Below are 24,381 nucleotides of genomic sequence, written 5' to 3'. Positions count from 1 at the left end.
CAGCCAGTCATTGCCGTATCTGTGCGCTGCCAGCCAACCTTGTATCGTTCGACAAGAGCGGCTGGCGGTGCCGGGCCGGACAAGTAAATGGGTGAGTCCTTTCAGGCCTGGCCATGATGACGTGCCTCGCTTGCGTGCCTTGCGCGCCGCGAACCATGGCCGCTCTTTACCCGCGCTTTTTACCTGATCCTGGCAAGGTAGATTGGCGAGAAAATTTTTTATCATCAGGGGGTTGCATCAAAACGGGAGTTGCGTAGAATACGTCCTCGCTGACAGGGCAAAGCACTTCGCATCACACTGCTTCGCTTTTCAGCATGCTGACATAGGACCATAGCTCAGTTGGTTAGAGCGCCACGTTGACATCGTGGAGGTCGGCGGTTCAAATCCGCCTGGTCCTACCAGCATCGGCACTGATGGCAACATCACGCCACTTGATTCAGGACCATAGCTCAGTTGGTTAGAGCGCCACGTTGACATCGTGGAGGTCGGCGGTTCAAATCCGCCTGGTCCTACCAAGCCGTTCCACGGTATGTTTCAAGTGCTCTTGTGTCATCTGCCACACTTCAGGACCATAGCTCAGTTGGTTAGAGCGCCACGTTGACATCGTGGAGGTCGGCGGTTCAAATCCGCCTGGTCCTACCAGATTCCAGAAAACGCCCGGCTCATCGAGTCGGGCGTTTTCGTGTGCGTGTCATGAAAGTCTGCCGCAGGACTGGTGTGCGCCGCTCAGGCAAGCGTAGCGTCGAGGAATTCGCGTGCTTCCTTGAGAGCGGCATTGGCAGCGCTCAGCAGTGGGGCGAAACCGACGAACACATGCGGCATGTCCGGCCACAGGCTGAGCGTGACAGGTGAGCCACAATCCTGGGCCTGCGCGGCATAGCGTCGGCTGTCATCGAGCAGGATCTCCGCCTCGCCGCACTGGATCAGCGTCGGAGGCAGGTCAAACAGATTTCCCTCCAGCGGCGAGATGCGCGGATCGCTCATGTCGGTGCCGTCCTGCACATAGGCCATGCTCACGAAGGGCAGCAGATTGGGGTCGAGGATCGGGTCCACCTCGGCCTTGCGCGACAGCGAGGCGCTGCCCCAGCTGAGGTCGGTGGCGGGCGAGAAGGCGATCACTGCATCCGGCAGCCGTTCGCCTGCACTCTTGAGTGCATTCAGGGCCGCCAGTGTGAGGTTGCCGCCCGCGCTGTCACCGGCCAGCAGCAGGTGGTCCTGCGGGTATTCGTCACATAGCCAGCGCCACGCGGCCAACACGTCCTGCAGGCCGGCCGGGAAGGCGGCCTCTGGCGCGAGACGATAATCCAGGGTGTAGGTCTCGGCGCGTGCCGCACGGCCCAGACGGCTGGCCAGCGGGCGGTGACCGGCAGGTGAGCCTGCGATCCAGCTGCCACCATGTACATACAGCAGGTGACGCGGGCGCGCTGGTGCGTCATCGGGTGCCGGCAACACCTCACAGACACGCTCTCCCTCGCCGCCTGGCACCATCGCGAGGCGCGGTGTCACGCCGGTGTCGAGAATGCTGGCGTCGGCGGCGAAGTAAGCCTCAAGCAGGGTGCGCTTGGCGCCGAGGTCATTGCCGGTGCGCGCCGTGAACGCCTTGATGCGCTCGAGATGCTTGATGACCTGCTCAAGCCCGGCATGGGCGTCATCGTGATTCTGGAGAGAAGCTTCTGCATGAGGAGGTGCGGTCGCTGGCATGTTCTGCTCCTGTCAGGTCAGAGGAGTCTTCACGTTACACCTCGTCAAGGGTTACGCAAGTGGCAGGGTGGCACAACGCAAACCGCCCGCGGTGCGGGTAAGCACGGCGGGCGGCAGGGCATGAAACTGCAGGCAGGCCGACCTCTTCAGACAGGCTGACCGATTCAGACAGGAACGCTGTCGAAATCGCTGGAGGCGATGAAGATCTCGACCAGGCGCTCGATGCCGGCCTGGTCTTCCTCTTCGAAGCGCTCAGGGCTTGGGCTATCCAGATCCAGCACACCCCACAGCACTTGCTGGCCGTCCTGCTCGATGAGCACCGGAATCACCAGCTCGCTGCGCGAAGCGGCATCACAGGCAATATGGCCCGGGAAGGCGTGTACGTCCGCGACACGCTGGGTGGTGCGCTCGGTGGCGGCGGCGCCACACACGCCCTTGGTGAAGGGAATCGGGTGGCAGGCCGGCTGACCCTGGAACGGCCCCAGGTGCAGAATCTGCGGCTGACGTTGCACATAGAAGCCTGCCCAGTTGAGGTTCTCCACCGTCATGTTGATGAAGGCAGCCGTCTGAGAGGCATTGGTCAGCCAGTCTCGAGTGTCGAGAATGGCGTCCAGCTGGCGCGCCAGCAGTGAATAGTCGGGACGAGTGGTCATGAGGGCTCCTGAGGGATGGATAAGGTGGCGAGATGGCGCAAGGATGCGGTCGCGGGTCGCCTGTTTCAAGCGCGCCCTGCGTGTGCTTCTGCGCCGCGTCGGTAGCTGAACGTGATGGGGTGGTTCATCAATCAGATGCAAAAGCGCCGACCAGTGGTCGGCGCTCTGCGTTCAGGTGTCTGTCAATGACACGGGCTGAGTCTTACTTCCAGCCCGGCACCGCCGCGCCCTTGAACAGCTCTTCGGCCTTGGCTTCGACTTCCGGCGTCTGGTAGGCCTTGACCAGCTTCTGCACCTTCTCGCTGTCTTCATCACCCTGACGCACGACGATCAGGTTGACGTAGGGGGACTCGGCGCCTTCACGGATCAGCGCGTCTTCCGGCGCGAGGCCAGCCGGCTGTGCGAAGGTGTTGTTGATGAAGGCCAGGTCAACGTCCGGCAGGATGCGCGGCAGCTGGGCAGCCTCGATTTCCTTGAACTGGTAGTCATGCGGGTTCTTGGCGACGTCGATCGGGGTCGCTTCGAGATTGCTCTTGTCGGTCAGCTCGATCATGCCCAGGTCGTGCATCAGGATCAGGGAGCGGCCTTCGTTGGACGGGTCGTTCGGCAGGGCGATGGTCGCGCCGTCCGGCAGTTCGCTGATGTCCTCGTACTTCTCGGAATAGGCACCGATCGGGTACACGAAGGTCTTGCCGGCGCTGGCGAACTTGTAGCCACGCTCACGCACCATGGATTCCATGTACGGCTGGTGCTGGTAGGCATTGGCGTCCAGCGAGCCATCGGCCAGAGCGGCGTTCGGAGACACGTAGTCGGTGAACTCCGTGATCTCGACGTTCAGGTCATACTTTTCCTTGGCGATCTCGGCCGCGACCTTCATCACTTCGGTTTCCGGGCCTGCGACGGTACCCATCTTGAGGGTGTTCTCGTCGGACGCGTCGTTGCCGCAGCCTGCCAGCAGAGTGGCGCCGAGCAGAGTGGCAGCACCGGCAAGGCGCAGGGGGGAAGAAAGCGTGTTCAGCATGTTACGCATCGATGTTCTCCTTGTGATCCGACGTGACCGGCGGGGTCCGCGGGATGTTATGAGTGACGGCCATAGTGATGAGCCGTCACGATACCGAAAGCCGTAAGATTTGTAGATCGAGCGCCACTTCTAGGTCAGTCGCCGCTCATGGATCGACGCTTACTTGTGGTTCGACTTGCGCACCAGATGGTCGCCCAGGCTCTGGAAGCCCTGCACCATGACGACGAGGATGACCACCGTCACCAGCATCACCATCGGATCGAAGCGGTTGTAGCCGTAACGGATACCGAGATCCCCCAGGCCGCCGCCACCGACGGTGCCGGCCATGGCGGAATAGCTGATCAAGGTGACCACGGTGATGGTCAGGCCATTGATGATGCCGCCGCGTGCTTCCGGCAGCAGCACCTTGGTGATGATCTGCATCGGCGTGGCACCCATGGCCTGTGCGGCCTCGACCAGCCCCGGGCCGACTTCATTCAAGGCGCCTTCGATCAGACGGGCGACGAAGGGAATCGAGGCGATGGTCAGCGGCACGATGGCGGCATTGGTGCCGATCGAGCTGCCGGCGATCAGGCGTGTCAGCGGGATGATCGCCACCATCAGGATGATGAAGGGCACCGAGCGGCCGATGTTGGTGATGATGCTCAGCACGCTGTTGAGCACCGGGCGCGCGAGAATCTGGCCCGGGCGCGAGGTGTAGAGTGCCACGCCCAGCGGAATGCCGAGTGCCGCGGAGATCAGGCCTGCCACCGCGACCATGTAAAGCGTCTCGAGGGTGGAGGTGAGAACGAGTTCAAGCAGTGCGGGTGACATGGCCGAGCACCTCCACTTTCAGATCGTGGGATTCAAGATAATCGAGCGCTTGCCGGGTCTGGTGGCTGTCGCCCATCAGTTCGGCGATCATCAGACCGAGAGTGCGGTCCTGGATGGACTCCACCTTGGCCTGCAGGATGCTGACATCCACCTGGCATTCACGCGCCAGTCGCGAAATCAGCGGTGTGGACACGGCATCACCACTGAAGGCCAGGCGGACCACAGGATGGGTGTGAGGCCCTGCGCTAGCTTCGAGGCGATCGACCAGCGCGCGCGGCGGCTCCAGCTCCAGGAATTCATTGAGGAACTCGCGACCCAGTCGGGTCTGCGGCGCGGTGAAGAAATCGCCCACCGGCGCCACTTCCACCAGCTCGCCACCACTGATCAGGGCGACCTGATCACAGATGCTCTTGACCACTTCCATCTCGTGGGTGATCAGCAGGATGGTCAGGCCCAGCTTGGTATTGATGTCCTTGAGCAGCTCAAGGATGGAAGCGGTGGTCTGCGGGTCAAGCGCCGAGGTGGCCTCGTCGCACAGCAATACCTTGGGGCGGCTGGCCAGCGCACGGGCGATGGCCACGCGCTGTTTCTGACCGCCGGACAGCTGGGCAGGATACTGGCCAGCCTTGTCGCTCAAGCCGGTCAGCTCCAGCAGTGGCTCGACGCGCTGTCTGATTTCGTCTTTCGAGACGCCAGCCAGCTCCAGCGGCAGCGCCACATTGGCGAAGACCGTGCGTGAGGAGAGCAGATTGAAGTGCTGGAAGATCATGCCGATCTGATGACGAGCGCTGCGCAGGGCGGACTCGTCGAGCTCGGTCAGTTCCTGACCATCGACGACGACGCTACCGGCGGTGGGGCGTTCGAGCAGATTGACGCAGCGAATCAGGGTCGACTTGCCGGCACCGGACAGGCCGATGACGCCGGTAATGGCGCCCTGAGGTACCGTGAGGCTGGCATCCTTGAGCGCGACCACGGCCTTGTCACCACTGCCGTAAGTCTTGGAGACGTTCTTGAGTGTGATCATGGGGGTCCGAGTGGTTAAGGCACCATCCGGATTGCGGGCGAAGGTCTGTAAAGGACAGAACGTTCTGCCTGCGTCTGCGCACATGGCAGACAGCGAAGAGGGGAGCGATCCAGTGGGGAGAAAAAAGACCACCCAAGACGGGTGGCCATCAACGCTGGACACACCCTTTTAGCAGAACTTGCACCCCGTGAGACCAGCTCTCGTGGTGGGCGCCCGCAATCCGGGTACAAATCGGCGCCAAACAGATTTGAGGCGCATTCTATCAGTCACCTTGGGGGTGTCAACGACTTTGGTCTTGCGCTGGCCGTTTATTCGAACTGTCGTTCGATATGGCAATTCGGCGATACGCTCTGTAAGCCATTTCTTACAAGAATCTTGTCGTGACGAGGGTTCCAACCACCAATGACGGCTTTCCTGTCTTGACGGTCAGCCGGGCAAGACTTGCGGCCCGTACTGGCTGCTCTGTGTTCACGCAGCCCAACGGCCGGCATCGCCAGCATGTCGGCGGGAAGTCCACCATGCTAGGATTTCGGCTGGGCATGCCAGTTATCTCGCTGCTGCATGCCGTCCCTTATTCATGGCTTCTCAACAGCAAGAAGCAGCAGTGCAAGGAAAGATCACGCATGTTCACGGGTATCGTACAAGGCATGGCGGAAGTGGTGGCCATTGAAGAACGCACTGACTTTCGCACGCATCAAGTCCGATTGCCGGCGGGGTTGGAGGCGGGGCTTGAGCTGGGGGCCTCGGTGGCCCATAACGGTTGCTGTCTGACCGTGACGGCACTTGAGGGTCAACTGGCGAGTTTTGACCTGATGCGCGAGACGCTGCGTCTGACCAATCTGGGGGAGCTCGAGGTGGGCAGCGTCGTGAACGTGGAGCGAGCGGCACGCTTCGGCGACGAGATCGGCGGGCACTCCATGTCTGGTCATGTCATGGCGATGGTGACCATCGATGCCATCGAGGCCACCGCCGACAATCGTCGCATCTGGTTCCAGGCGCCGGCCGAGTTGATGCGTTTCCTGTTCGACAAGGGCTACGTGGGACTTGACGGTGTCAGCCTGACGATCGGCGAGGTGCAGGGCACACGCTTCTGCGTCAATCTGATTCCGGAAACCCTGGAGCGGACCCTGATGGGAGTCCGTGCCGTCGGTGATCAGGTCAACCTTGAAGTCGACCCGCAGACCCAGGCCATCGTCGAGACCGTTGAGCGGGTCATGGCCTCCCGTCTGGCATGAGGCTTGCAGGTCTGCAGCGGATCAACTCACTGGCATGACGCCAGAACTCGTCTGACTGGTCAGGAAATATGCCGGGAATGCTCGATTCGCTGCAGACCTTTGGGTACCATGTTGCGCCTTTCGATGCCCTGCCGCTGGCGGGGCATCGTGGTTCAGGCAGGCTGAACAGGGAAAGCTTCATTCAGCGCCCTGTGCGGCATACCTGTCCGAGCGAGTTCGTCTTGATCTGCTGATTCTGACAATCACCGACCACTGCGCCTTGCCGGACAGGCACTGCTCAAGGATAGGGGCTACCTCAATGCTGGAACGTCTTTTCAAGCTCTCCGAGCACGGTACCAATGTGCGTACCGAAGTCATCGCAGGATTTACCTCCTTCCTCGCGATGGCCTATATCATCTTTGTGGCCCCCTCGATGCTGGCCTCCACCGGCATGGATCACGGCGCCGTGTTCGTCGCGACCTGTCTGGCGGCAGCCATCGGCTGTCTGATCATGGGCCTCTATGCCAATTACCCGATCGCGCTGGCACCGGGCATGGGGCTGACGGCCTTCTTCACCTATACGGTCGCCGGTCAGATGGGCGTGCCCTGGCAGGTCGCGCTGGGCGCGGTCTTCCTGTCCGGGGTGAGCTTCTTCCTGCTCTCCGCCTTCAAGATTCGCGAATGGATCATCAATGCCATTCCCGCTTCGCTGAAGACCGGCATCGCCGCAGGCATTGGCCTGTTCATGGCGATCATCGCCCTGCAGGGCAGCGGCATCGTCGTCGACGCCCCGGGCACACTGGTCACGCTGGGGGACCTGTCCTCGCCGGCGGCCATGTATGCATTGCTTTCGTTCTTCCTGATCGTCGCACTGTCCTACCGCAAGGTGATCGGCGCGGTGATGATCGGCATACTGCTCGTCACGCTGCTGGCGACCCTGACCGGCAACAACGATTTCCATGGCTTTGCCTCGATGCCGCCGAGCATGCTGCCGACGCTGGCGGAGCTCGATATCGCTGGCGCCTTCAATCTGGGCATGGTGTCGATCATCTTTGCCTTCCTGTTCGTCGACCTGTTCGACACCTCGGGCACGCTGATCGCCGTCTCCCAGCAGGCTGGCCTGACCAATGAGCGTGGCCACCTTCCGCGTCTCGGACGGGCCTTGATGGCAGACTCCAGCGCCACCATGGTCGGCTCTGTGATGGGCACCTCGAACGTGACCAGCTACATCGAATCCGCCACCGGCGTGGCCGCCGGCGGTCGCACCGGCCTGACAGCTGTCGTCGTGGCCGGTCTGTTCCTCGTCAGCCTGTTCCTGTCGCCGCTGGCGACCTCCATTCCGGCCTTCGCCACTGCCGGTGCGCTGCTGTATGTCGCTTGCCTGATGACGGGCGGTCTGGCACGCATCGACTGGAACGACATTACTGAAGCGGCACCGGTGGTGATCGCCACCCTGGTGATGCCGCTGACCTACTCGATTGCCAACGGGATCGCGCTGGGCTTCATCAGCTACGCCGTGATCAAGCTGTTCTCCGGCCGTTATCGTGATCTGAGCCCGGGGCTGGTGATTCTCGCCATCCTGTTCGCCTGCAAATACCTGTTCCTCGACGGAGCCCTCTAATGAGCATCTACAGCGACTACATCAAGTCTGTCATCCGCACCGTGCCGGACTGGCCCCAGCCGGGTGTCAACTTCCGTGACATCACGCCGGTACTGCAGAATTCCGCCGCGTTCCGCAAGCTGATCGACTCCTTCGTGCATCGCTATCAGGAGATGGAAATCGACGCCATCGCCGCCATCGATGCGCGCGGGTTCATCATCGGTGCACCGCTGGCCTATGAACTGGGTTGCAGCTTCGTGCCGGTGCGCAAGAAAGGCAAGCTGCCGTTCAAGACCATCAGCGAGACCTACACGCTGGAATACGGTGAGTCTACCGTCGAGCTGCACTCCGATGCCTTCCGTGAAGGTGATCGCATCCTGGTGATGGATGACCTGATCGCCACCGGCGGCACCATGCTGGCGGCCTGCAAGCTGATCGAGCGCACCGGTGGTGTGGTCGTCGAGACGGCAGCGATCATCGACTTGCCGGAAATCGGCGGTTCCGCGCGCATTCGTGAAGAAGGCCACAGTGTCTTCGCGGCGTGCAGCTTCACCGAATCCGAGTAATGTCGGCTTGACGCGATGGCCCTGTCTTCTGGCAGGGCCATCGTCGTTGCTGCGGGCAACGAATCTCAGACCCTCGTCTGCGCTCTAGCGTGGCTGAGTGGATCTTCCCCTTGTGCGGTGGCGCGCCAGCCACCATGCTTTCCTTCTGTTTCGTCATTGCGAGTGACCCTCATGTCTTCCGAACGCTACCACGACCACTTCATCGTCTCCTGGGACCAGCTGCACCGTGATGTGCGCGCGCTATGTCACGACCTCAGCGGTCGTGATTTCAAGGGCATCATCGCCATCACCCGCGGTGGCCTGATTCCGGCCGGCCTGATCGCTCGCGAGCTGGGTATCCGTCACATCGATACCGTATGCATCAAGAGCTATCACGACCACATGGAGCAGGGTGGACTGGAAGTGGTCAAGGGTGTCGACCACGACGGTGACGGCTGGCTGCTGGTCGATGACCTGGTCGACACCGGCAATACCGCACGCGCGGTGCGCGACATGCTGCCCAAGGCGCATTTCGTGACCGTCTATGCCAAGCCGGAAGGGCGTCCGCTGGTCGATGGCTTCATCACCGAAGTGCCGCAGAACTGCTGGATCCAGTTCCCGTGGGACATGGGCATCGCCTACGTCGAGCCGATCGCCGAGCAGCTCAAGAAGCAAGAGAGCGATAGCTGACATGCCGTTGGAGACTGCCGCGACTGGCCGCTCCGAGGTGCTGCCTGCCGATTGGCAGGCGCATCTTGGCCAAGAGTTCCAGGCTGACTACATGCAGCGTCTGCGCGACTTTCTGCGCGCCGAGAAAGATGCCGGCAAGGTCATCTATCCGCATTCCGATGACTGGTTCCGTGCCTTCTGGCTGACGCCGCTTTCCAACGTCAAGGTCGTGATCCTCGGCCAGGACCCGTACCACGGTCCGGGCCAGGCGCACGGACTGTGCTTCTCGGTACGCCCCGGCGTACGCCCCCCGCCTTCGCTGAAGAACATCTACAAGGAACTGGCCACCGACGTCGGCTTTGAACCCGTCGATCACGGCTTCCTGGAAGGCTGGGCGAAGCAGGGTGTCCTGCTGCTCAACAGTGTGCTGACCGTCGAGCAGGGCAAGGCCGCCTCGCATCAGAAGCAGGGGTGGGAACAATTCACCGACCGCGCTATCGACGTGATCAACCAGCACTGCCAGGGTGTCGTCTTCCTGCTCTGGGGCAGTCATGCCCAGAAGAAGGCTCGCGCTGTAGACACCCAGAAGCACCTGGTGCTCCACGCGCCACACCCATCCCCCCTCGCAGCGCACCGCGGTTTCTTCGGCTCTCGCCACTTCTCGCAAGCCAACGCCTGGCTGGAAGCATGCGGGGAAGAGCCGATCGACTGGCAGCTATAATATACAATTGTGACAAGTTTCTAGGGAAAGCCGCCAAGGATGAACAAGAGTCAACAGACACTCGAGGTGGATGGGGTATTTTGTATCAGCCTCAAAGAGCGGGAAGACCGCCGGGAACATCTACAGAAAGAGTTTTTACCGCTAGGCTTGGATATCGAGTTTTATCTTGCCGAGCGTGATGTGGATAATCCTGAGCGTGGATGTTACGAGTCACATCGTACCTGCGCAGCAATGGCCATGGAGAGAGGTTATCAACGAGTCTTGATCCTTGAAGATGATGCTACTCTTGCCATGCCGGCTGAAAGTGTAATAGCACGTATCAATTGTTTCTTGAAAATACGAAACCCGGAAATTTTTTACCTTGGTGGCATGCTGGGAAGGATGTGGTTGATTCCTTTTGCGGGCGTGGTTAGAGCCAAGCTGACGGGAGGGCATGCCTATATGCTGTCTCGTAAAGGTATGAAGAAGATCATTGATAAGCCTTATTCAAAAAAAGCGGTAGATAGTTTCTACGCGACTGAATATAAGGCTTATGCCGTTTATCCTCTTTTTTGCGATCAGCTTCCAGAATCGGATGTCAAAAGTGATATCGCTGATTATCGAATTGAAACGAAAGGGGGAGGCAGCTACAAAGACGATGAATACTGGAATCTCAATTCAAGAAAGCAGGAAGTAGCGTTGCGTAGGGATATGTGGAGAACCTTATGTGGACGATGGCTTTAATGTTTTAGGAGATGGTCAATTGAAAGCATACTGGTGGCGATCGGCGAATGGTGGATGTAATTTTGGTGATGAAATCACATCTATCATTCTGGATAGACAGTTTCATATCGCTCATTCCATCTCGAATGTCGATGAGGCAGATTTGATCTCTGTTGGCAGTATTTTAAATAAGCTCGTCAACAATAAAGCGATTTCTTCACGAAATAGAAAGATTCATGTTGTAGGGTCTGGGCTTATTTCTCCATATGTCAAACATGCCTCTTTGTTCAAGCGAATGAAGCCAATGGGCAGGACATTTGGCAAATCTGTTGTTATTCATTCTGTACGTGGGTATATGACTCAGCAGGTGCTCACTTCATTGGGAGAAAAAGAATATTCTGTCGGTGATCCAGGTCTCATGCTCCCTTTGATTTATGATACAGATCCAGACAAGACTTATAGAATAGGATTTATTCCTCATATCTCGACTATTGATAGTCCGGAGTGGGAAAATGTGTGTGCTCGTGTAGGTGACAGTATAATAATAGATTTCCGCACGGATGATCTTGAATCTATTGTTACTCAGATAAAATCCTGCGAAATCATTGTAAGTCAGAGTCTACATGGCTTGATCATAGCGGATGCCTATGGAATCCCGAATTGCTGGTTCTATGATGGTCCTCTCCATTCTGGAGGTAAGTTCAAATTTTATGATTATTTCTCCTCTGTTGGCCGTAGCTTTACCCTGAGGCTTAGTTCTTTCAATGAGATAAATGCTGCCGACATCAATAGGTACGCGGATAAAATCGATCCTAATGTCATATGCAGCTTGCAGTCGGATATAGTCAAGAGTTTTGAGGAAGCCTTGCATCAAATATAAACTTGTATTGATCAATTATATTTTACTGATCCCGCTAGAAATGTAATGTGTATGTACTTGCATACTCTATGCAATATTCCTCCTTTTTCGTAGGCGAGAATGATCTTCTCGGATATCAGGAGGGGGAATGCGCAATAAAGCAGGTGGTGAGTTTCGAAGGTGTTTCAATAAGAATAAGTGTATCTTTGTCGGAGTGCCAAGAGTAGGAAGTGAATCTATCTTCTTGGCTCTGGGGGATGAGTACGTTAAGAATAGGGAGTATCATGATTACCGGTTTTATCAGAAAATAGATCCCTCTCTTTTTAATCAATATTTTAAGTTCGCTTTCGTTCGTCACCCACTGGATAGATTGTTTTCGGCTTATCAGTATTTAAGGCATTCTGGTAACCATAGTCAGAGCCACAAAGTGCTATCTGAAGAGCTACGACAATATCCAACTTTCGATGCGTTCGTCCTGAATGGCTTGACTGAAGAAAAATTCAAATCTCATTCGCTTTTTATTCCTCAGTCGCATTTCATTGTTGATGATAATGACAGGGTGATAATGGACTATGTGGGTAGATTTGAGAATTTTGAGGAAAGTTTAAGTCATGTTCTTAGTCACCTTGGCATTAAACAAGGTCGAGCGCACAACAAGCGATGGCTGACAAGCTGTTCAATAAAGTGTGGTGAGAGTACTGTCAATGTTGTTCGTGATTTTTATTCAAGAGATTTTGATAATTTCAATTACGAGTAGTCAGAACCAACACCGTCGATGATGGATCTGCCAACGCTATTCATTTCAGGATAATATATTTTGATCTTAATATGAGTAAAGTCCCTGTGTCCATGGTATTGCAAGGGCCTCGTGCGGGGCATCTCATCAGCCTCAAGAATCTGGGCGGGGCTGAGCGGACCTTCACCAACTTCTTTCGAATGGCCGCACGTGAGCGAGATCATCATGTGCTGCTGCAGACGCCCGAAATTCATCCAATGCTGCAGTCTGAATATGCGGACTTTGCCGGTCGGGTGCATGACATAAAGCGTTATTGCGGCATCAAGCTTCCTCGGCAGTTGCCTTGGCTCCGCGATACCTGCCAGGCGCGCATGCTGAATGACGAAGAGGTGCAGGCAATCGTGGTGTGGAACAAGCTGCGTAACCATCCGCTGCATTTCCCCGGTCACATCAGTCTCATTCACTACGAGCATGGCTCTGCCTGGTTCGTGGAGCCCACCTCTGATATCACGGACTATCTCTCTCGCCTCGATGGCATCATATGCAACTCCTTTGCAGCCAGTCGCATGTTGCAGTTGTCGCTTGGTATCAGTGAGTCCTTGCCATGTCGGGTGGTGCGCAATTCCATCGTACTGCCGCAGGTAGCCTCCGATCATCCGGTCGAGCGGTTCAGGATCGGTTTCGCAGGTCGTTTGACCGGACTCAAGGCGCCGGTGATCGCCATCGAGGCGTTGCGAGAGCTCAAGGCGAGTGTCCCCCATGCGGAGCTTTGGATCGCCGGCGAGGGAATATTGGAAGATGCCTTGAAGTCACTGGTCGTGAAGTGGGGGCTCGAGGAGAGTGTTCACTTCTGTGGTCTGTTGAATGACATGAGTGATTTCTATCCCTGCCTCGATGCCTTTGTGTGTCCTTCCTGGCGTGAACCTTTCGGTAATGTGGTGCAGGAAGCGCTGGCGCATGGTGTGCCTGCCATCGTCGGTAATGTGGATGGATTGCCGGAGCAGATCTCCCCGGGAGTCAATGGTGAAATTCTGTCACCAAGCAGGCCCCGCGAATCGCTGGCTATCTATGGCGAGGATTTCATTTCCGGTCCGGACAGAGTCTATAGCCCGGAGCAAGACGCCATCGTGGTCGCACAGGTGCTCGAACCGAGTGAAATCGCTCAGGTGCTGAAACAATGGGCAGCAAGCCCGCAGCAGCGTAGAGAGATGGGCGCAGCTGCGCGCGCGATCATTGCGAAAGATTTCTGCCAGCAGAAATACTGTCAGGGTATCGGCGACTTCATTGCTGAAGTGGTGGCTGGGTAATCATTGCTGGCGATATCGGCCACAGGTCAGCCACCTTCATGGCTGGCCTGTCTGCCTCGCCATTGCCCTTTGACGAGCGTACTGAAGTTTCCTTGCACTTTATTCCGGTAAGCTGAAGCCACAATGGATTTTTCGTACATTGGGGGGCTGTCACCAGTGGCTGGTGACGAACCACAAGAACAGGATTGATATGATGTGGCGAAGCAATGACTTTCCTTATCGCAAACACTTTACGCGTAACAAGTGCATCTTCATTCATATTCCCAAGGCTGCCGGAACATCAGTCCTCGCCGCCTTGGGGAAGACGAAGGAAAAAGGGCGTGATCATGTCTCCTGGCAGGTTTACAAGAAGGCCAGTTCCAGAAAATTCGCCCGTTATTACAAATTCACCTTTGTCAGAAATCCCTACGATCGTGCCCTGTCAGCGTATCGCTATATATTAAGTGGTGGCAATAAAGGCAAGCAGGATCTCGCCATTGCCAAGGAGATGGCAGAATATTCAGATTTTGATGATTTTGTCGCACGTGGCTTGTGGCAAGGCGCTTTTCGTAGTCACCTCCTGTTTCTCTCGCAATCCTCTTTTGTCATGGATGGAAACGAGACCTTGATGGTGGATTTTCTGGGGCATTTCGAGACCCTGGACAAGGATTTCCAGCAGGTTGCCAACAAGCTGGGCATCAACGGCGAGATTGCACATCGCAACAAGGGGAGTGGGGAGGCGGGGGACGGCATGACAGCGGCGACCCGCGAGAAGCTGGCCATTCTCTATGCACAGGATTTCGTCAACTTCGGTTACACGCCTTGAACGAGTGGCAGGCGGGAGGTCGCCAGTTCATTTGCGGCGCTTTCTCTGCTGTAACCTGAAGGCGAGAGCCTTAACTTGTAAGCCTGCTTCCGCTAGAATGCGTTCAATTTACCAGCCTTCCCGCTGCTATCGTCCGAGCCGGCGGGGGTAGTGCTGCGTATCGTTTGCACCATCTTCTGTCCCAAGAGGTATTTCCATGAGCGTCCATGCCATCAATCATCCACTGGTCCAGCACAAGCTCGGCCTGATGCGTGCAGCAGGCATCAGCACCAAGAGCTTCCGTGAGCTGGCCAGTGAGGTCGCCAAGCTGTTGACCTATGAGGCAACCCAGGACCTGGAGCTGGAAACTACCACCATTGATGCCTGGAGTGGCAACGAGCTGGATGTCCAGACCATCAAGGGCAAGAAAGTGACCATCGTCCCGATCCTGCGTGCCGGCCTGGGCATGCTGGATGGCGTGACGGATCTGATCCCCCCGGCACGCATCAGCGTCGTGGGCCTCTACCGTGATGAAGAGACGCTGGAGCCGGTGCCGTATTTCGAGAAGTTCGTGTCAGACCTCGACGAACGTCTGGCCATCGTGATCGACCCGATGCTGGCGACCGGCGGTTCCATGATCGCTACACTGGACATGCTCAAGGCCAAGGGCTGCCAGCAGATCAAGGTCATCGTGCTGGTCGCGGCGCCTGAGGGGATCGCCAAGGTGCAGGAATCCTACCCGGACATCGAGATCTACACCGCCTCCGTCGATGACCGCCTCGACGAGAACGGTTACATCGTGCCGGGTCTCGGCGATGCCGGTGACAAGATCTTCGGCACGCGCTGAGCGCCCGCCAGTGATGACAACGCCCTGCGCATCCGCGCGGGGCGTTTTTGTATCTGTCTGACCTGTCTGAGCAGTCAGGATCAAACGGTTGATTCCTCCGCTTGTGAAAAGAAGTGCTTCCATGTCGTCTTCATCACCGTCCTCTGAAACCTCCTCTCCCCATGAGTCGTCTGCCCATGTGTCCTTGCCGGAACAGGAAGGGTTCTCGCTGACGACTCTCATCACCGGCGCGCAGATGCTGTTCGTTGCCTTTGGCGCGCTGGTACTGGTCCCGCTGCTGACCGGACTCGACCCCAACGTTGCCCTGTTCACGGCCGGTGTCGGCACCCTGGTCTTCCAGTGCGTGACCAAGGCCAGCGTGCCGGTCTTCCTCGCCTCATCGTTTGCCTTCATTGCGCCTATCCAGAGCTCGGTCGCGAACTTCGGCATTCCTGCCACCATGGGTGGTTTGTTCGTCGCAGGACTGGTCTATGTATTGCTGGCGCAATGCATTCGCCTCAAGGGTGTCGGCATCGTGCATCGCCTGCTGCCGGCCGTGGTGGTCGGTCCGGTGATCATGGTCATCGGCCTGGCGCTGGCACCGACGGCGGTGCAGATGGCCACCGGCGAGTTCAGCGACAACATCTCGCATGGCCAGGCGCTGACATTGTCATTGGCCAGTCTTGGCGTGACGCTGGTGCTGTCGATCTTCGGGCGTGGCATGTTGCGCCTGGTGCCGATCCTCGGCGGTATCCTGACGGGATATGTACTGGGGCTGTTGATGGGAGTGATCGATCTCTCGCCGGTGCATGCGGCTGAGTGGCTGGCGCTGCCCAGCTTCACTGCACCGACCTTCGAATTTTCCGCCATTCTGTTCATGATTCCCGTCGCCATCGCGCCTGCCGTCGAGCACATCGGCGACATGGTGGCGATCGGCTCGGTGACACGGCGCGATTACCTGAAAAAGCCGGGGCTGCATCGCACGCTGCTCGGTGACGGCCTGGCGACGTCGGCGGCGTCACTGTTCGGCGGTCCGCCCAATACCACCTATTCCGAAGTGACCGGCGCGGTGATGCTGACTCGCAACTTCAATCCGCGCGTGATGACGGTCGCGGCCTGTGTCGCGATCTCGCTGGCCTTCATCGGCAAGGTCGGCGCCGTGCTGCAGACGATTCCCACGCCGGTGATGGGCGGCATCATGTGCCTGCTGTTCGGCTCGATCGCTGTGGTCGGCATGAACACGCTGGTGCGCGCGGGGGATTCACTGACCGCGCCGCGCAATCTGGTGATCGCCTCCTTGATCCTGGTGTTCGGGATCGGTGGCATGCAGGTCGGTGGTGGTCAGTTCACGCTGCAGGGCGTGAGCCTGGCCGCCATTCTGGGCATCGTGCTCAACCTGATTCTGCCGCCGGCGAAAGAGGGGGAATGATTACCATTTGATGAGTGGTGGCAGGGAACATTTCCGCGAATGACGGTTCAGATAAATGCAACTCCCGTGTGCTGAGCGACTGGCACATGGGAGTTGCATTTTTCGTTTCCCACCAGACGCCAGCTATCGTTTTCGCATGTCTTGCATGCGGCACAAAGCGGTACTGGCGGACATTCGAAGGAGTGATGCTTGCGTACCCTGGTCGTAGTGAGAAGCCTGAAAATGGGTGGCATGGAGCGAGTGGCGGTCAATCTTGCCGACAGTCTGGCCGCGAATGATCACGAGACGCATATGGTCATCTGGCGCGGTCGTGATCAGGTGCTTGAACCGCAGGATACCAGCGTTCAGCAGCACATCGTGCCGATTCAGCAGCGCGTCCAGCGCTCAGTCGGCGGCGCCCTGACGACACTGGCCTCACGTCTGGTGCTCAATCCCGTGATCCGTCGCTCCAATTTCGTGTGGGTCGGCAAGGCCGGGGGCGAGGAATTCGCTGCTTGGCTCGAGGAATTCGAGCAGGAGCACGGCAGGGTTGACCGCATCATCTTCCGTGGCCTGGGGACCTTCGAGCAGGTGTGGGGGTTCAAGGATTCCCGTGCACGTTACGTGCTGGAAAATCGCGTCAACTTTACCGGTCCGCAGTGGAAGCAGCGCATGTTTGCCCGCTGTCTGCTGGAGGACAAGCATCTGGTGGCGGTATCTGACGATGTGGCGCAAGGGGCCCGAGACATTGCTCGCCAGCATGGGGTGACACCGGCGCATATCGAGACGATCGTCAATGCCTGCCCGATCTCCCGTATACGCGAGCAGGCCGCCATGGATGAGCCGGATATCCCCGCTGAGCCCTTCATTCTCAACGTGGCGCGTCTGGTGCCGCAGAAAGACCATGCCCTGTTGCTCGAGGCTTATGCCCTGGCCAATCCGAAGGAGCCGCTGGTGATCGTGGGGGCGGGCAAATGCCGGGAAGCCCTGGAAAACCAGGCTGAGAGGCTTGGCATCGCCGAGCGGGTGATCTTCGCCGGTCAGCGTGACAACCCCTATGCCTGGATGCGTGCCGCCAAGCTGTTCGTGCTCAGCTCGCGTGTCGAGGGCATGGGTATCGTGCTGATGGAGGCGCTGGCCTGCGGCACACCGGTCGTATCGGTGGATTGCCGTGGCGGGATACGCGAGATCCTCAAGGGCGAACTGGAACACGCCATCGCGCCGCATTCCGCCGAAGGCCTCGCGCGTCGCATGAACGAATTGTTGGCAGAGGAGGGCTATCCGATTCGCGAGGAATGGTTGGCAGATTTCTGCCCGCACACCATGGTGGAGCGTTTCCTGGCCGAGCCGGCCACCAATGACCCCTGGGAGGAGGTGCGCGAGCAGACATCTGACGCTGTTGACCGCCCTCACTCCCGCGCTGCAAGAATCTAGCGACGCGCGTTACACCAACTCGGTTGAGCTGGCTTGAGTCTTGTTGGTCAGGGTCATGTCGGCCAGGTCGTGCTGGCCAGGGTCGTGCTGGCCAGGGTTGAGCAGGTAGGGCCAAGCAGCTCTCGAGCGAATGCCTGCCTAGCGACTCTGTGCGATGCATAACCACTGGCAGCTTTGGGCTTCATCAGCGCCCGAGGCTTCGTGATTGATACCTTCACCGCTAGCGAGTTCATCGCTTGCGGCTTGTGACGCCTCAGGCTTGCGCCAATGCAGTTGATAGCGCTCCCCGGCATGCAGTCGCGCAGCATCACCGCATTCGAGAAGTGCCTCCTGGCAGGCCGCCGTCGCGGGGAACTCGATGCGCAGTGCACCGTGCGTGACCAGTACCAGGCTGTCATGCGCGGCCTGCAGATAGGCGCTGCACTCCGGTGCGAGGCTGCCCAGCTCGACGTGGGGTTGTGGCGTTGTCTGCCGGGATTGATCAATGCGTCGCAGGGTGAGGCCCGGTCCACAGCCCGCGATCGGTTCATGCTCGCTGTCACGCAGGATGCGTGGCGGTTCGACGGGTATCTCATCGCTGAAGAAGTCGCTCAGCGAGATCGGAAATACCTCGAGAATCTTGTTCAGCGAGCTGACGGAGGGGCTGACCGCGTCCTGCTCGACCTGCGAGATGGTCGAATTGGTCACCTTAGCACGCTTGGCCAGTTCACGCTGAGAGAGGCCATGACGCGTGCGCAGTTCGCGCAGCCGCTTGCCCAGCGTGCGAAGCGCTGCCATTTCCTCGTCTGCCATTTTCTCGTCGTCAGTGGGCTGCGCTGCCTTGCCGGCAGTGAGAGGTTCGGGGGCAGTAGGGGAGCTATCGTGCGACATCAGTGGTGCCTGATTGAGTGAGCATGCGCGCAGGCTAGCACGCGGGCGGGAGCCGTGGCAGTGCCCCTCGCCAAGGCCAAGTGTGCTCATCTGCCGCTTGTGGCTCAAGGCGAGCGACTGCTGCCCCCGGCGCTGAGCGTCTCGAGCAGATGGCGCCCTTGATCATCCTCATGATGCCGGCGTGCGATGCACGGCAGCCATAGGCAGAAGGTGGCACCGCCACCGGGCGTATCTTCCAGCCATAGCCTGCCCCCCAGCTGGGTGATCAAGCCCGATGAGACGGATAGCCCGATGCCCGAGCCATTGGCACGCGTGGTGAAGAAGGGGGTGAAGATGCGCGACTTCAGATGCTCGGGCACGCCTGCGCCGTGGTCGATGACGCGTATCTCGACTCCCGCCACGGGGGCGAGCTCTGCTCCTGACGCTTGCACTGAGGCTGACACTGTCGCTGAGGCTGACGTATCCGGACGGCTGTCTGGCTCGCCGTTCATTTCGGCCAGCGCCGCATCACGATCACGGCTGGTGATGCACAGCGTATCCGGCGCAGGCGCCATCTCGATGGCGTTGATCAGCAGGTTGACCAGCACCTGGGTCAGTTGGGCGCGATCGGCCTCGATCAGGCGAGTCGCCGCCAGCTCATGCTGCAATTGATGGCCATGATGATCCAGCGCGTGCCTGACCAGCACCTCGACACTGTGGATCGCCTCATCGGGATGAATCTGGCTGAGGTGAGGCGCGCCGAGTGACGGCGTCAATGAGTTGCCGTCGCCAATGTCGTTGGAGGCGAGCGGGTCGCGCGCGTACTGACGCAGGTTGTCGACCAGCGCGCGAATGCGCTCGACCTGATGGATGATGGTGGCGATTTCCTCGCGCACCGGCTCGGCCTGTTCACCGAGAATCACCTCGATCAACTCGACATGACCGAGAATCACGGCAGCGGGGTTGTTGATCTCGTGGCCGATACCCGCCGTCAGTTCGCCCAGCGCTGCCAGTTTCTCGCGGGTCAGCAGGCGCGCACGCGCTTCACGCAGCAGGCGGACGTGTTCCTCCAGTGCCTGACTGCGTTCTCGCAGCGTGGCGGTCTGGGCGCTCAGATCGCGGGTGCGATCCTCCACCTGGGCTTCCAGCGTCTGGGCCGCGAGCTGTATCTCGTGGCGGTGCGCTTCCAGTCGCGCCAGCATGGCGTCGAATTCCTCGGCCAGTTCATCCAGCTCATCACCGTGCCGTTGCGCCGGCCCCAGCGAGGACAGCGGGCCTATGCGCAAGCCTTCCTGTGAGGGGGTATCACGCACGGCATGCACTACACGGCGAATCTGTCGGATCGGCTGCATCAGGCGCTCGATGCTGCTCCATACCAGCAGTACCCCCAACAGACTGACCGCGATCAGCACCAGGCTGATATGCGTCAGCGTCTCGCGATAGAGCCGCGCGTAGGGCGCCTGCGGATAGCCTGCGTAGATCATGCCGATCCGCTGACCATCCAGAGAATCCAGCGGGGCATAGGCGGCCACGAACCAGTCACGAACCACGAAGGCACGATTGATATAGCGCTCGCCATTGCCGATCACCTGACGCTTCACCTCCAGCGATGCGCGTGTGCCCAGTGCACGCTCGCCGCTGGCATCGGTGACATTGGTGGCGATACGGACATCATCGAGAAACAGGGTGATGGTGCCGGTGCCATCTTCCGGCAGGGTGCCGGGGCCATAGAGTAGATCGCGGATTTCATCGACCAGACGCGGGTCGCGATTGAGCAGGCGGCCCGCATCCAGCGCGCCCAGCAGCTTGCCCTCGCCATCGAGGATGGGCACCAGCGCCCGCAGCAGCATGCCGCGGTTTTCCTCGCGACGGGCACTGGGTTGTGCGTAGGGCGTCTGGCGCAGCGCAAGGCGCGCGCGCTCGGCAAGCGCAGGATCCAGCGTCGCCAGTGAATCGCTGGACAGCATGTCGAGGCCATCCAGGCTTTCGCCGCGCGCCAGTTGCGGAATCAGCGCGGCGACGCCGGGTGTCTGGCGCAACTGCTCGGTGGGCAACCAGCGCAGCCAGTCGGCATTGAGGGTGTCCCGCATGGTAACCAGGCGCGGCACCAGGCGTGGCAACAGCTGCGCGGTCTGCTCATCGGGTGCCACCAGCTGGCGCAGGTTGCGACGCATCGCTTCCAGGCCATCACGCAGACGCTGATGCTGGCTCTGCAGCGTGCGGCTGGCGACATCGAGATCGCTGCGCACGTTCATGTACAGCTGGCGGTCGGTATAGGCTGTGGTCCAGTAGGCGGTCAGGCCGACCAGCGCCAGCATCAGCGCCAGCAGCGGCGCCAGTGTCAGCAGCAGCAGCCTGCGCCGCAGCGAGCCGGCGAAGTAATGGCGCAGGCGCTTGATCATGCGCTGCCGTCGGCTCCGTAGGGAGTGGCAGACGCAGTGGAGGTGGCGGGTTGATCGCTCTCAGTACCGCTCCCAGCATCACTCTCAGTGCCATTCTCAGCGCCGCTGTCCTCACTGATTTGCTGCTCGGCGCGCCAGGTGGTCAGCTTGCGATCCAGTGTCTTGCGCGAGATGCCCAGTTGGCGGGCGGCGGCTGACTTGTTGTTGGCATGTCGCTCCAGCACTGCGCACAGATGGGCCTTTTCCACCGCATCCAATGACCACTCGAGCGGATAACCGCTGCTGGTGGCCTCTTCCTCGGCGGAGGTGCACGCGTCTCCGCTGTCGCCCCATGCCAGGTGGCCTGATGCCGGTTCGGCCTGCGCGTCGGCCGGCAGGGTATCGCCGGGCAGGCGGCCGAGCAGCAAGGCGCGCTCGATGACGTTCTTGAGTTCCCGCACATTGCCGGGCCAGGAATAGTGGCACAGGCGAGTGAGATCAGAGTGCTGCCAGGGCACGGCGGGGAGATTGAGTTCGCGCGACAGCTGGCGCGAGAAATGCTGGGCCAGCGCGGGGATGTCCTCCGGGCGCTCGCGCAGGGCCGGCAGCGTCAGGCTCAACACGTTGAGGCGATAGTAGAGGTCTTCGCGGAAGCGGCCCGCGGCCACCTCCGTTTCCAGTGTGCGGTGGGTGGCGGCCACGATACGCACATCGACTGCCTGTTCCTGCTCGCCGCCGACGGGGCGCACGCGGCGCGTTTCCAGCACCCGCAGCAGCTTGGCCTGCATCGCCAGGGGCATCTCGCCGATTTCATCCAGGAACAGCGTGCCGCCATCGGCGAAGCTGAACAGGCCATCTCGGCCTCGATGCGCGCCGGTGAAGGCCCCCTTGAGGTGGCCGAACAGTTCGCTCTCCAACAGCTCCGGGCTGATGGCGCCGCAGTTGACCGGCACGAAGGCACCGCGCCGACCGGACAGGCGATGCAGATCACGCGCCGCCAGCTCCTTGCCGGTGCCGGATTCCCCCAGGATCAGCACCGGTGAGGGCGCAGGGGCAACGCGTGCGATGATATGCGCCAGCTCCTGCATGGCAGGGCTCTCGCCCTTGAGGCTGGCCTCTTCCTGCTGATGGCGGGCATTGTCGCGACGGAGCAGGAAGTTTTCCCGTGTCAGCTGGCGGCGCTCGAGGCAGCGGTCCAGCGCGGCCTGCAGCTGTTCGAGACGAAACGGCTTGATGATGAAGTCACAGGCCCCGGCCCGCAGTGCGCGCACAGCGGTCTCGAGATCGGCATAGGCCGTCATGAAGATGACATCGCTGACCGATGAGGGCGCAAGGGCTTCATCCCAATCCAGGCCATCACGCCCCGGCAGGCGAATGTCGAGCAGGATGAGGTCGAAGTGCAGACGCGAGCGCAGGGCTTCGGCCTGCTCGACACTCTCGGCGCATTCGATCAGCGCGAAGCGCGAGGACAGTGCCTTCTCCAGATAGCGGCGCATGCCTGGCTCGTCATCGACGATCAGTACCGAGGCGGTGGGGAGGGGGTCGCTGCCGCTACGCCGGGTCTCACGGGGTGTGGAGGGGGCGTGGGCAGTCATGGCGTTCCTCGGGTCAACAGGGCAGTAATAATGGTCGCAGGGGAGATCATCTCTATCATGCGGGCATTGTGGCGTGCTGCTCACTGGTAATCTAGCGCTGGATGGCACATTGCTGCCTCTTTCTGCTTGCGCTTGCCACAGGCGAAGCCTTGCAGCCTTGTCAGCATGCGGCGCTGGCAGGCAGGATTGCCTGGCTGTCCCGTTGCGCTACGCAAGGCTCGGCGATGACGCGTCAATCGGGTCGTCATGGGTCAGCGGTGGTCGTGACTGGAGTTATTGTCAGTATTTTTCCTGCCCTTCCGGCAGTGCTATCCCAGCATCGCCATCCGCCCCGCCAGGGTTAGCGACAAGGATAGCGACGTCAGCAGGGCGACAGGGGTGACAGGGAGCCAGCCTGCTGGAGATGTTTCCGGTATCATCGCCGGCTGTCTTGCGTGCCAGCCCATGTATCAGCCCGATGCCAAAGCTCTGAAAGCCTCTGATGGATGGCAGGTCTTGTCACGAGAGCGCTTTCGGCATGTCGTTTGCACAGTCAGCATTCACGTTGATGTCATCAATACCGTCACGCCATAAAAAATATTCAGGGAGCATCCCCATGCTGCAACGCCATACATTGTCTTCTCGTCGCCTGCTGGCCACTCTCGCAGGCCTGTCATTCGGTGCGCTGAGCATTCTGCCGGCCCAGGCGGCCGACGACATCATTCGTCTGGCCACCACGACCAGCACCTACAACTCAGGCCTGCTCGATCACCTGCTGCCGGAGTATGAACAGGCCCACGATGTCACCATTCAGGTCATCGCGGTCGGTACCGGCAAGGCGTTGCGCATGGGGCAGGATGGCGATGTGGATCTGGTGATGACCCACGCCCCGGGTGCCGAGCGCAAGTTCGTCGATGCCGGCTACGGCATCGAGCCGCATGGCGTGATGTACAACGACTTCGTGCTGCTCGGCCCCGAGTCGGACCCGGCGGCCATTGACGGCATGCAGGATGTGGACGCGGCACTGGGCAAGATCGCCGGCGCCAATGCCGGCTTCATCTCGCGCGGCGATGATTCCGGCACCCACAAGAAGGAATTGGCCTTGTGGCAGAGTGCCGATGTCACCCCTGACTTCTCCGGCTACAAGGCCGTCGGCCAGGGCATGGGCAAGGTGCTGAGCATGGCCAGTGAACTGCAGGATTACACTTTGAGTGACCGTGGCACCTGGCTTGCGATGGAAGACAAGCTCGAGCTTGAGATTCTGGTCGAGGGCGATGCGCGCCTCTTCAACCCCTATCAGGTGATTCTGGTCAATCCGGCCAATCATGACGGACTCAATACCCGTGGTGCGCGTGAGCTGGCCGAATGGCTGATCTCCAGCGAAGGGCAGCAGGCAATCGATGATTACCGTCTCAAGGGCAAGGCGCTGTTCCATGCCAGCCACGGCGAGACCGGCTTCGATGCTCGCCAGACAGCGGACCGCGCCTCTGAGCGCACGCCGGTGAAGGCGCAGGACGTACAGGCTGAGCCGCGTTCGTGAGCTTGTGGCAAACCACGCAG

The 24,381-nt window shown here is 59.7% G+C and carries 21 protein-coding genes, 3 tRNA genes and 1 pseudogene; 17 read left to right on the top strand and 8 right to left on the bottom strand.

What is annotated here, in order from left to right; genetic code table 11:
* Positions 1 to 324: 324 nt before the first annotated feature.
* From CDPAHKCJ_RS02615 to CDPAHKCJ_RS02605, 3 genes are all read left to right on the top strand, one after another.
* A tRNA-Val gene (locus CDPAHKCJ_RS02615) sits at positions 325 to 401 on the top strand.
* Positions 402 to 438: 37 nt separating this feature from the next.
* Positions 439 to 515: transfer RNA gene (locus CDPAHKCJ_RS02610), tRNA-Val, on the top strand.
* 50 nt (positions 516 to 565) lie between these two features.
* Positions 566 to 642, top strand: a tRNA-Val gene (locus CDPAHKCJ_RS02605).
* 84 nt (positions 643 to 726) lie between these two features.
* Here CDPAHKCJ_RS02605 and CDPAHKCJ_RS02600 read toward each other — a convergent pair.
* The 5 genes from CDPAHKCJ_RS02600 to CDPAHKCJ_RS02580 form a co-directional block, all read right to left on the bottom strand.
* A complete protein-coding gene (locus tag CDPAHKCJ_RS02600; RefSeq protein ID WP_166018588.1) occupies positions 727 to 1,701 on the bottom strand; it encodes an alpha/beta hydrolase in 975 nt (324 codons plus the stop codon).
* Positions 1,702 to 1,865: 164 nt separating this feature from the next.
* The gene (locus tag CDPAHKCJ_RS02595; protein WP_166018587.1) at positions 1,866 to 2,354 is read right to left on the bottom strand and encodes a GAF domain-containing protein; all 489 of its coding nucleotides are present in this window, start codon (positions 2,352 to 2,354) and stop codon (positions 1,866 to 1,868) included.
* Between the two features lie 202 nt (positions 2,355 to 2,556).
* A complete protein-coding gene (locus CDPAHKCJ_RS02590; protein WP_166018609.1) occupies positions 2,557 to 3,375 on the bottom strand; it encodes a MetQ/NlpA family ABC transporter substrate-binding protein in 819 nt (272 codons plus the stop codon).
* A gap of 159 nt (positions 3,376 to 3,534) precedes the next feature.
* On the bottom strand, positions 3,535 to 4,188 hold the full coding sequence (locus CDPAHKCJ_RS02585; RefSeq protein ID WP_166018586.1) for a methionine ABC transporter permease: 654 nt from the start codon (positions 4,186 to 4,188) through the stop codon (positions 3,535 to 3,537).
* Positions 4,169 to 5,212, bottom strand: coding sequence for a methionine ABC transporter ATP-binding protein (locus CDPAHKCJ_RS02580; protein WP_166018585.1), 1,044 nt, complete (start codon positions 5,210 to 5,212; stop codon positions 4,169 to 4,171). The genes CDPAHKCJ_RS02585 and CDPAHKCJ_RS02580 overlap by 20 nt, the downstream gene beginning before the upstream one ends.
* A gap of 623 nt (positions 5,213 to 5,835) precedes the next feature.
* Between CDPAHKCJ_RS02580 and CDPAHKCJ_RS02575 the strand changes: the two genes are divergently transcribed.
* From CDPAHKCJ_RS02575 to CDPAHKCJ_RS02515, 13 genes are all read left to right on the top strand, one after another.
* Entirely contained in the window at positions 5,836 to 6,447 is a 612-nt protein-coding gene (locus CDPAHKCJ_RS02575; RefSeq protein WP_054557313.1) for a riboflavin synthase, read from the top strand.
* 298 nt (positions 6,448 to 6,745) lie between these two features.
* Entirely contained in the window at positions 6,746 to 8,047 is a 1,302-nt protein-coding gene (locus tag CDPAHKCJ_RS02570; RefSeq protein WP_107336316.1) for an NCS2 family permease, read from the top strand.
* A complete protein-coding gene (locus tag CDPAHKCJ_RS02565; protein ID WP_166018584.1) occupies positions 8,047 to 8,592 on the top strand; it encodes an adenine phosphoribosyltransferase in 546 nt (181 codons plus the stop codon). The genes CDPAHKCJ_RS02570 and CDPAHKCJ_RS02565 overlap by 1 nt, the downstream gene beginning before the upstream one ends.
* 171 nt (positions 8,593 to 8,763) lie before the next feature.
* Positions 8,764 to 9,261: a xanthine phosphoribosyltransferase gene (gene gpt / locus CDPAHKCJ_RS02560; protein WP_043335607.1), complete on the top strand. Its 498-nt coding sequence runs from the start codon at positions 8,764 to 8,766 to the stop codon at positions 9,259 to 9,261.
* A 1-nt stretch (position 9,262) separates the two neighbouring features.
* The gene (gene ung, locus CDPAHKCJ_RS02555) at positions 9,263 to 9,961 is read left to right on the top strand and encodes a uracil-DNA glycosylase (protein ID WP_205700767.1); all 699 of its coding nucleotides are present in this window, start codon (positions 9,263 to 9,265) and stop codon (positions 9,959 to 9,961) included.
* A gap of 39 nt (positions 9,962 to 10,000) precedes the next feature.
* On the top strand, positions 10,001 to 10,684 hold the full coding sequence (locus CDPAHKCJ_RS02550) for a glycosyltransferase family 25 protein (RefSeq protein WP_166018582.1): 684 nt from the start codon (positions 10,001 to 10,003) through the stop codon (positions 10,682 to 10,684).
* A complete protein-coding gene (locus CDPAHKCJ_RS02545; protein ID WP_166018581.1) occupies positions 10,668 to 11,543 on the top strand; it encodes a polysaccharide pyruvyl transferase family protein in 876 nt (291 codons plus the stop codon). The genes CDPAHKCJ_RS02550 and CDPAHKCJ_RS02545 overlap by 17 nt, the downstream gene beginning before the upstream one ends.
* Positions 11,544 to 11,670: 127 nt before the next feature.
* On the top strand, positions 11,671 to 12,279 hold the full coding sequence (locus CDPAHKCJ_RS02540; protein WP_166018580.1) for a sulfotransferase family 2 domain-containing protein: 609 nt from the start codon (positions 11,671 to 11,673) through the stop codon (positions 12,277 to 12,279).
* Positions 12,280 to 12,371: 92 nt separating this feature from the next.
* A complete protein-coding gene (locus CDPAHKCJ_RS02535) occupies positions 12,372 to 13,565 on the top strand; it encodes a glycosyltransferase family 4 protein (protein ID WP_166018579.1) in 1,194 nt (397 codons plus the stop codon).
* A gap of 193 nt (positions 13,566 to 13,758) precedes the next feature.
* Positions 13,759 to 14,370 carry a sulfotransferase family 2 domain-containing protein gene (locus tag CDPAHKCJ_RS02530; RefSeq protein ID WP_166018578.1) on the top strand — a complete coding sequence of 204 codons (612 nt, stop codon included), beginning with the start codon at positions 13,759 to 13,761 and terminating at the stop codon, positions 14,368 to 14,370.
* A 196-nt stretch (positions 14,371 to 14,566) separates the two neighbouring features.
* Positions 14,567 to 15,196: a uracil phosphoribosyltransferase gene (gene upp, locus CDPAHKCJ_RS02525; RefSeq protein ID WP_043335602.1), complete on the top strand. Its 630-nt coding sequence runs from the start codon at positions 14,567 to 14,569 to the stop codon at positions 15,194 to 15,196.
* Positions 15,197 to 15,317: 121 nt separating this feature from the next.
* Positions 15,318 to 16,604, top strand: a complete 1,287-nt coding sequence (locus tag CDPAHKCJ_RS02520; RefSeq protein ID WP_166018577.1) for a uracil-xanthine permease family protein — start codon at positions 15,318 to 15,320, stop codon at positions 16,602 to 16,604.
* A gap of 189 nt (positions 16,605 to 16,793) precedes the next feature.
* Positions 16,794 to 18,017: a glycosyltransferase gene (locus CDPAHKCJ_RS02515; protein ID WP_240916621.1), complete on the top strand. Its 1,224-nt coding sequence runs from the start codon at positions 16,794 to 16,796 to the stop codon at positions 18,015 to 18,017.
* A 567-nt stretch (positions 18,018 to 18,584) separates the two neighbouring features.
* Here the strand turns inward: CDPAHKCJ_RS02515 and CDPAHKCJ_RS13505 are convergent.
* From CDPAHKCJ_RS13505 to CDPAHKCJ_RS02500, 3 genes and pseudogenes are all read right to left on the bottom strand, one after another.
* Positions 18,585 to 18,794: pseudogene (locus tag CDPAHKCJ_RS13505) on the bottom strand (helix-turn-helix domain-containing protein); the annotation flags it as partial.
* Between the two features lie 197 nt (positions 18,795 to 18,991).
* Entirely contained in the window at positions 18,992 to 21,268 is a 2,277-nt protein-coding gene (locus CDPAHKCJ_RS02505) for a cache domain-containing protein (RefSeq protein WP_166018576.1), read from the bottom strand.
* Complete coding sequence (locus tag CDPAHKCJ_RS02500) at positions 21,265 to 22,842, bottom strand: sigma-54 dependent transcriptional regulator (protein ID WP_166018575.1); 1,578 nt, start codon at positions 22,840 to 22,842, stop codon at positions 21,265 to 21,267. Before CDPAHKCJ_RS02500 ends, CDPAHKCJ_RS02505 begins: the two co-directional genes overlap by 4 nt.
* Before the next feature lie 595 nt (positions 22,843 to 23,437).
* Between CDPAHKCJ_RS02500 and CDPAHKCJ_RS02495 the strand changes: the two genes are divergently transcribed.
* Complete coding sequence (locus CDPAHKCJ_RS02495) at positions 23,438 to 24,361, top strand: substrate-binding domain-containing protein (protein ID WP_166018574.1); 924 nt, start codon at positions 23,438 to 23,440, stop codon at positions 24,359 to 24,361.
* Positions 24,362 to 24,381: the final 20 nt, after the last annotated feature.

The organism is Cobetia sp. MB87 (genome assembly GCF_011319755.1).
In the GTDB taxonomy this organism is placed as follows: Bacteria; Pseudomonadota; Gammaproteobacteria; order Pseudomonadales; family Halomonadaceae; genus Cobetia.
This window is presented reverse-complemented; position numbering and strand designations above follow the sequence as displayed.

What these genes read in the sequence shown, in the direction of transcription:
- CDPAHKCJ_RS02595 (WP_166018587.1), bottom strand. Translation starts at nt 2,354, where the DNA reads ATGACCACTCGTCCCGACTATTCACTGCTGGCGCGCCAGCTGGACGCC.
- CDPAHKCJ_RS02575 (WP_054557313.1), top strand. Translation starts at nt 5,836, where the DNA reads ATGTTCACGGGTATCGTACAAGGCATGGCGGAAGTGGTGGCCATTGAA.
- ung (WP_205700767.1), top strand. Translation starts at nt 9,263, where the DNA reads ATGCCGTTGGAGACTGCCGCGACTGGCCGCTCCGAGGTGCTGCCTGCC.
- CDPAHKCJ_RS02535 (WP_166018579.1), top strand. Translation starts at nt 12,372, where the DNA reads ATGGTATTGCAAGGGCCTCGTGCGGGGCATCTCATCAGCCTCAAGAAT.
- gpt (WP_043335607.1), top strand. Translation starts at nt 8,764, where the DNA reads ATGTCTTCCGAACGCTACCACGACCACTTCATCGTCTCCTGGGACCAG.
- CDPAHKCJ_RS02505 (WP_166018576.1), bottom strand. Translation starts at nt 21,268, where the DNA reads ATGATCAAGCGCCTGCGCCATTACTTCGCCGGCTCGCTGCGGCGCAGG.
- CDPAHKCJ_RS02540 (WP_166018580.1), top strand. Translation starts at nt 11,671, where the DNA reads ATGCGCAATAAAGCAGGTGGTGAGTTTCGAAGGTGTTTCAATAAGAAT.
- CDPAHKCJ_RS02550 (WP_166018582.1), top strand. Translation starts at nt 10,001, where the DNA reads ATGAACAAGAGTCAACAGACACTCGAGGTGGATGGGGTATTTTGTATC.
- CDPAHKCJ_RS02500 (WP_166018575.1), bottom strand. Translation starts at nt 22,842, where the DNA reads ATGACTGCCCACGCCCCCTCCACACCCCGTGAGACCCGGCGTAGCGGC.
- CDPAHKCJ_RS02585 (WP_166018586.1), bottom strand. Translation starts at nt 4,188, where the DNA reads ATGTCACCCGCACTGCTTGAACTCGTTCTCACCTCCACCCTCGAGACG.
- CDPAHKCJ_RS02520 (WP_166018577.1), top strand. Translation starts at nt 15,318, where the DNA reads ATGTCGTCTTCATCACCGTCCTCTGAAACCTCCTCTCCCCATGAGTCG.
- CDPAHKCJ_RS02565 (WP_166018584.1), top strand. Translation starts at nt 8,047, where the DNA reads ATGAGCATCTACAGCGACTACATCAAGTCTGTCATCCGCACCGTGCCG.
- CDPAHKCJ_RS02580 (WP_166018585.1), bottom strand. Translation starts at nt 5,212, where the DNA reads ATGATCACACTCAAGAACGTCTCCAAGACTTACGGCAGTGGTGACAAG.
- upp (WP_043335602.1), top strand. Translation starts at nt 14,567, where the DNA reads ATGAGCGTCCATGCCATCAATCATCCACTGGTCCAGCACAAGCTCGGC.
- CDPAHKCJ_RS02495 (WP_166018574.1), top strand. Translation starts at nt 23,438, where the DNA reads ATGCTGCAACGCCATACATTGTCTTCTCGTCGCCTGCTGGCCACTCTC.
- CDPAHKCJ_RS02530 (WP_166018578.1), top strand. Translation starts at nt 13,759, where the DNA reads ATGTGGCGAAGCAATGACTTTCCTTATCGCAAACACTTTACGCGTAAC.
- CDPAHKCJ_RS02570 (WP_107336316.1), top strand. Translation starts at nt 6,746, where the DNA reads ATGCTGGAACGTCTTTTCAAGCTCTCCGAGCACGGTACCAATGTGCGT.
- CDPAHKCJ_RS02600 (WP_166018588.1), bottom strand. Translation starts at nt 1,701, where the DNA reads ATGCCAGCGACCGCACCTCCTCATGCAGAAGCTTCTCTCCAGAATCAC.
- CDPAHKCJ_RS02590 (WP_166018609.1), bottom strand. Translation starts at nt 3,375, where the DNA reads ATGCTGAACACGCTTTCTTCCCCCCTGCGCCTTGCCGGTGCTGCCACT.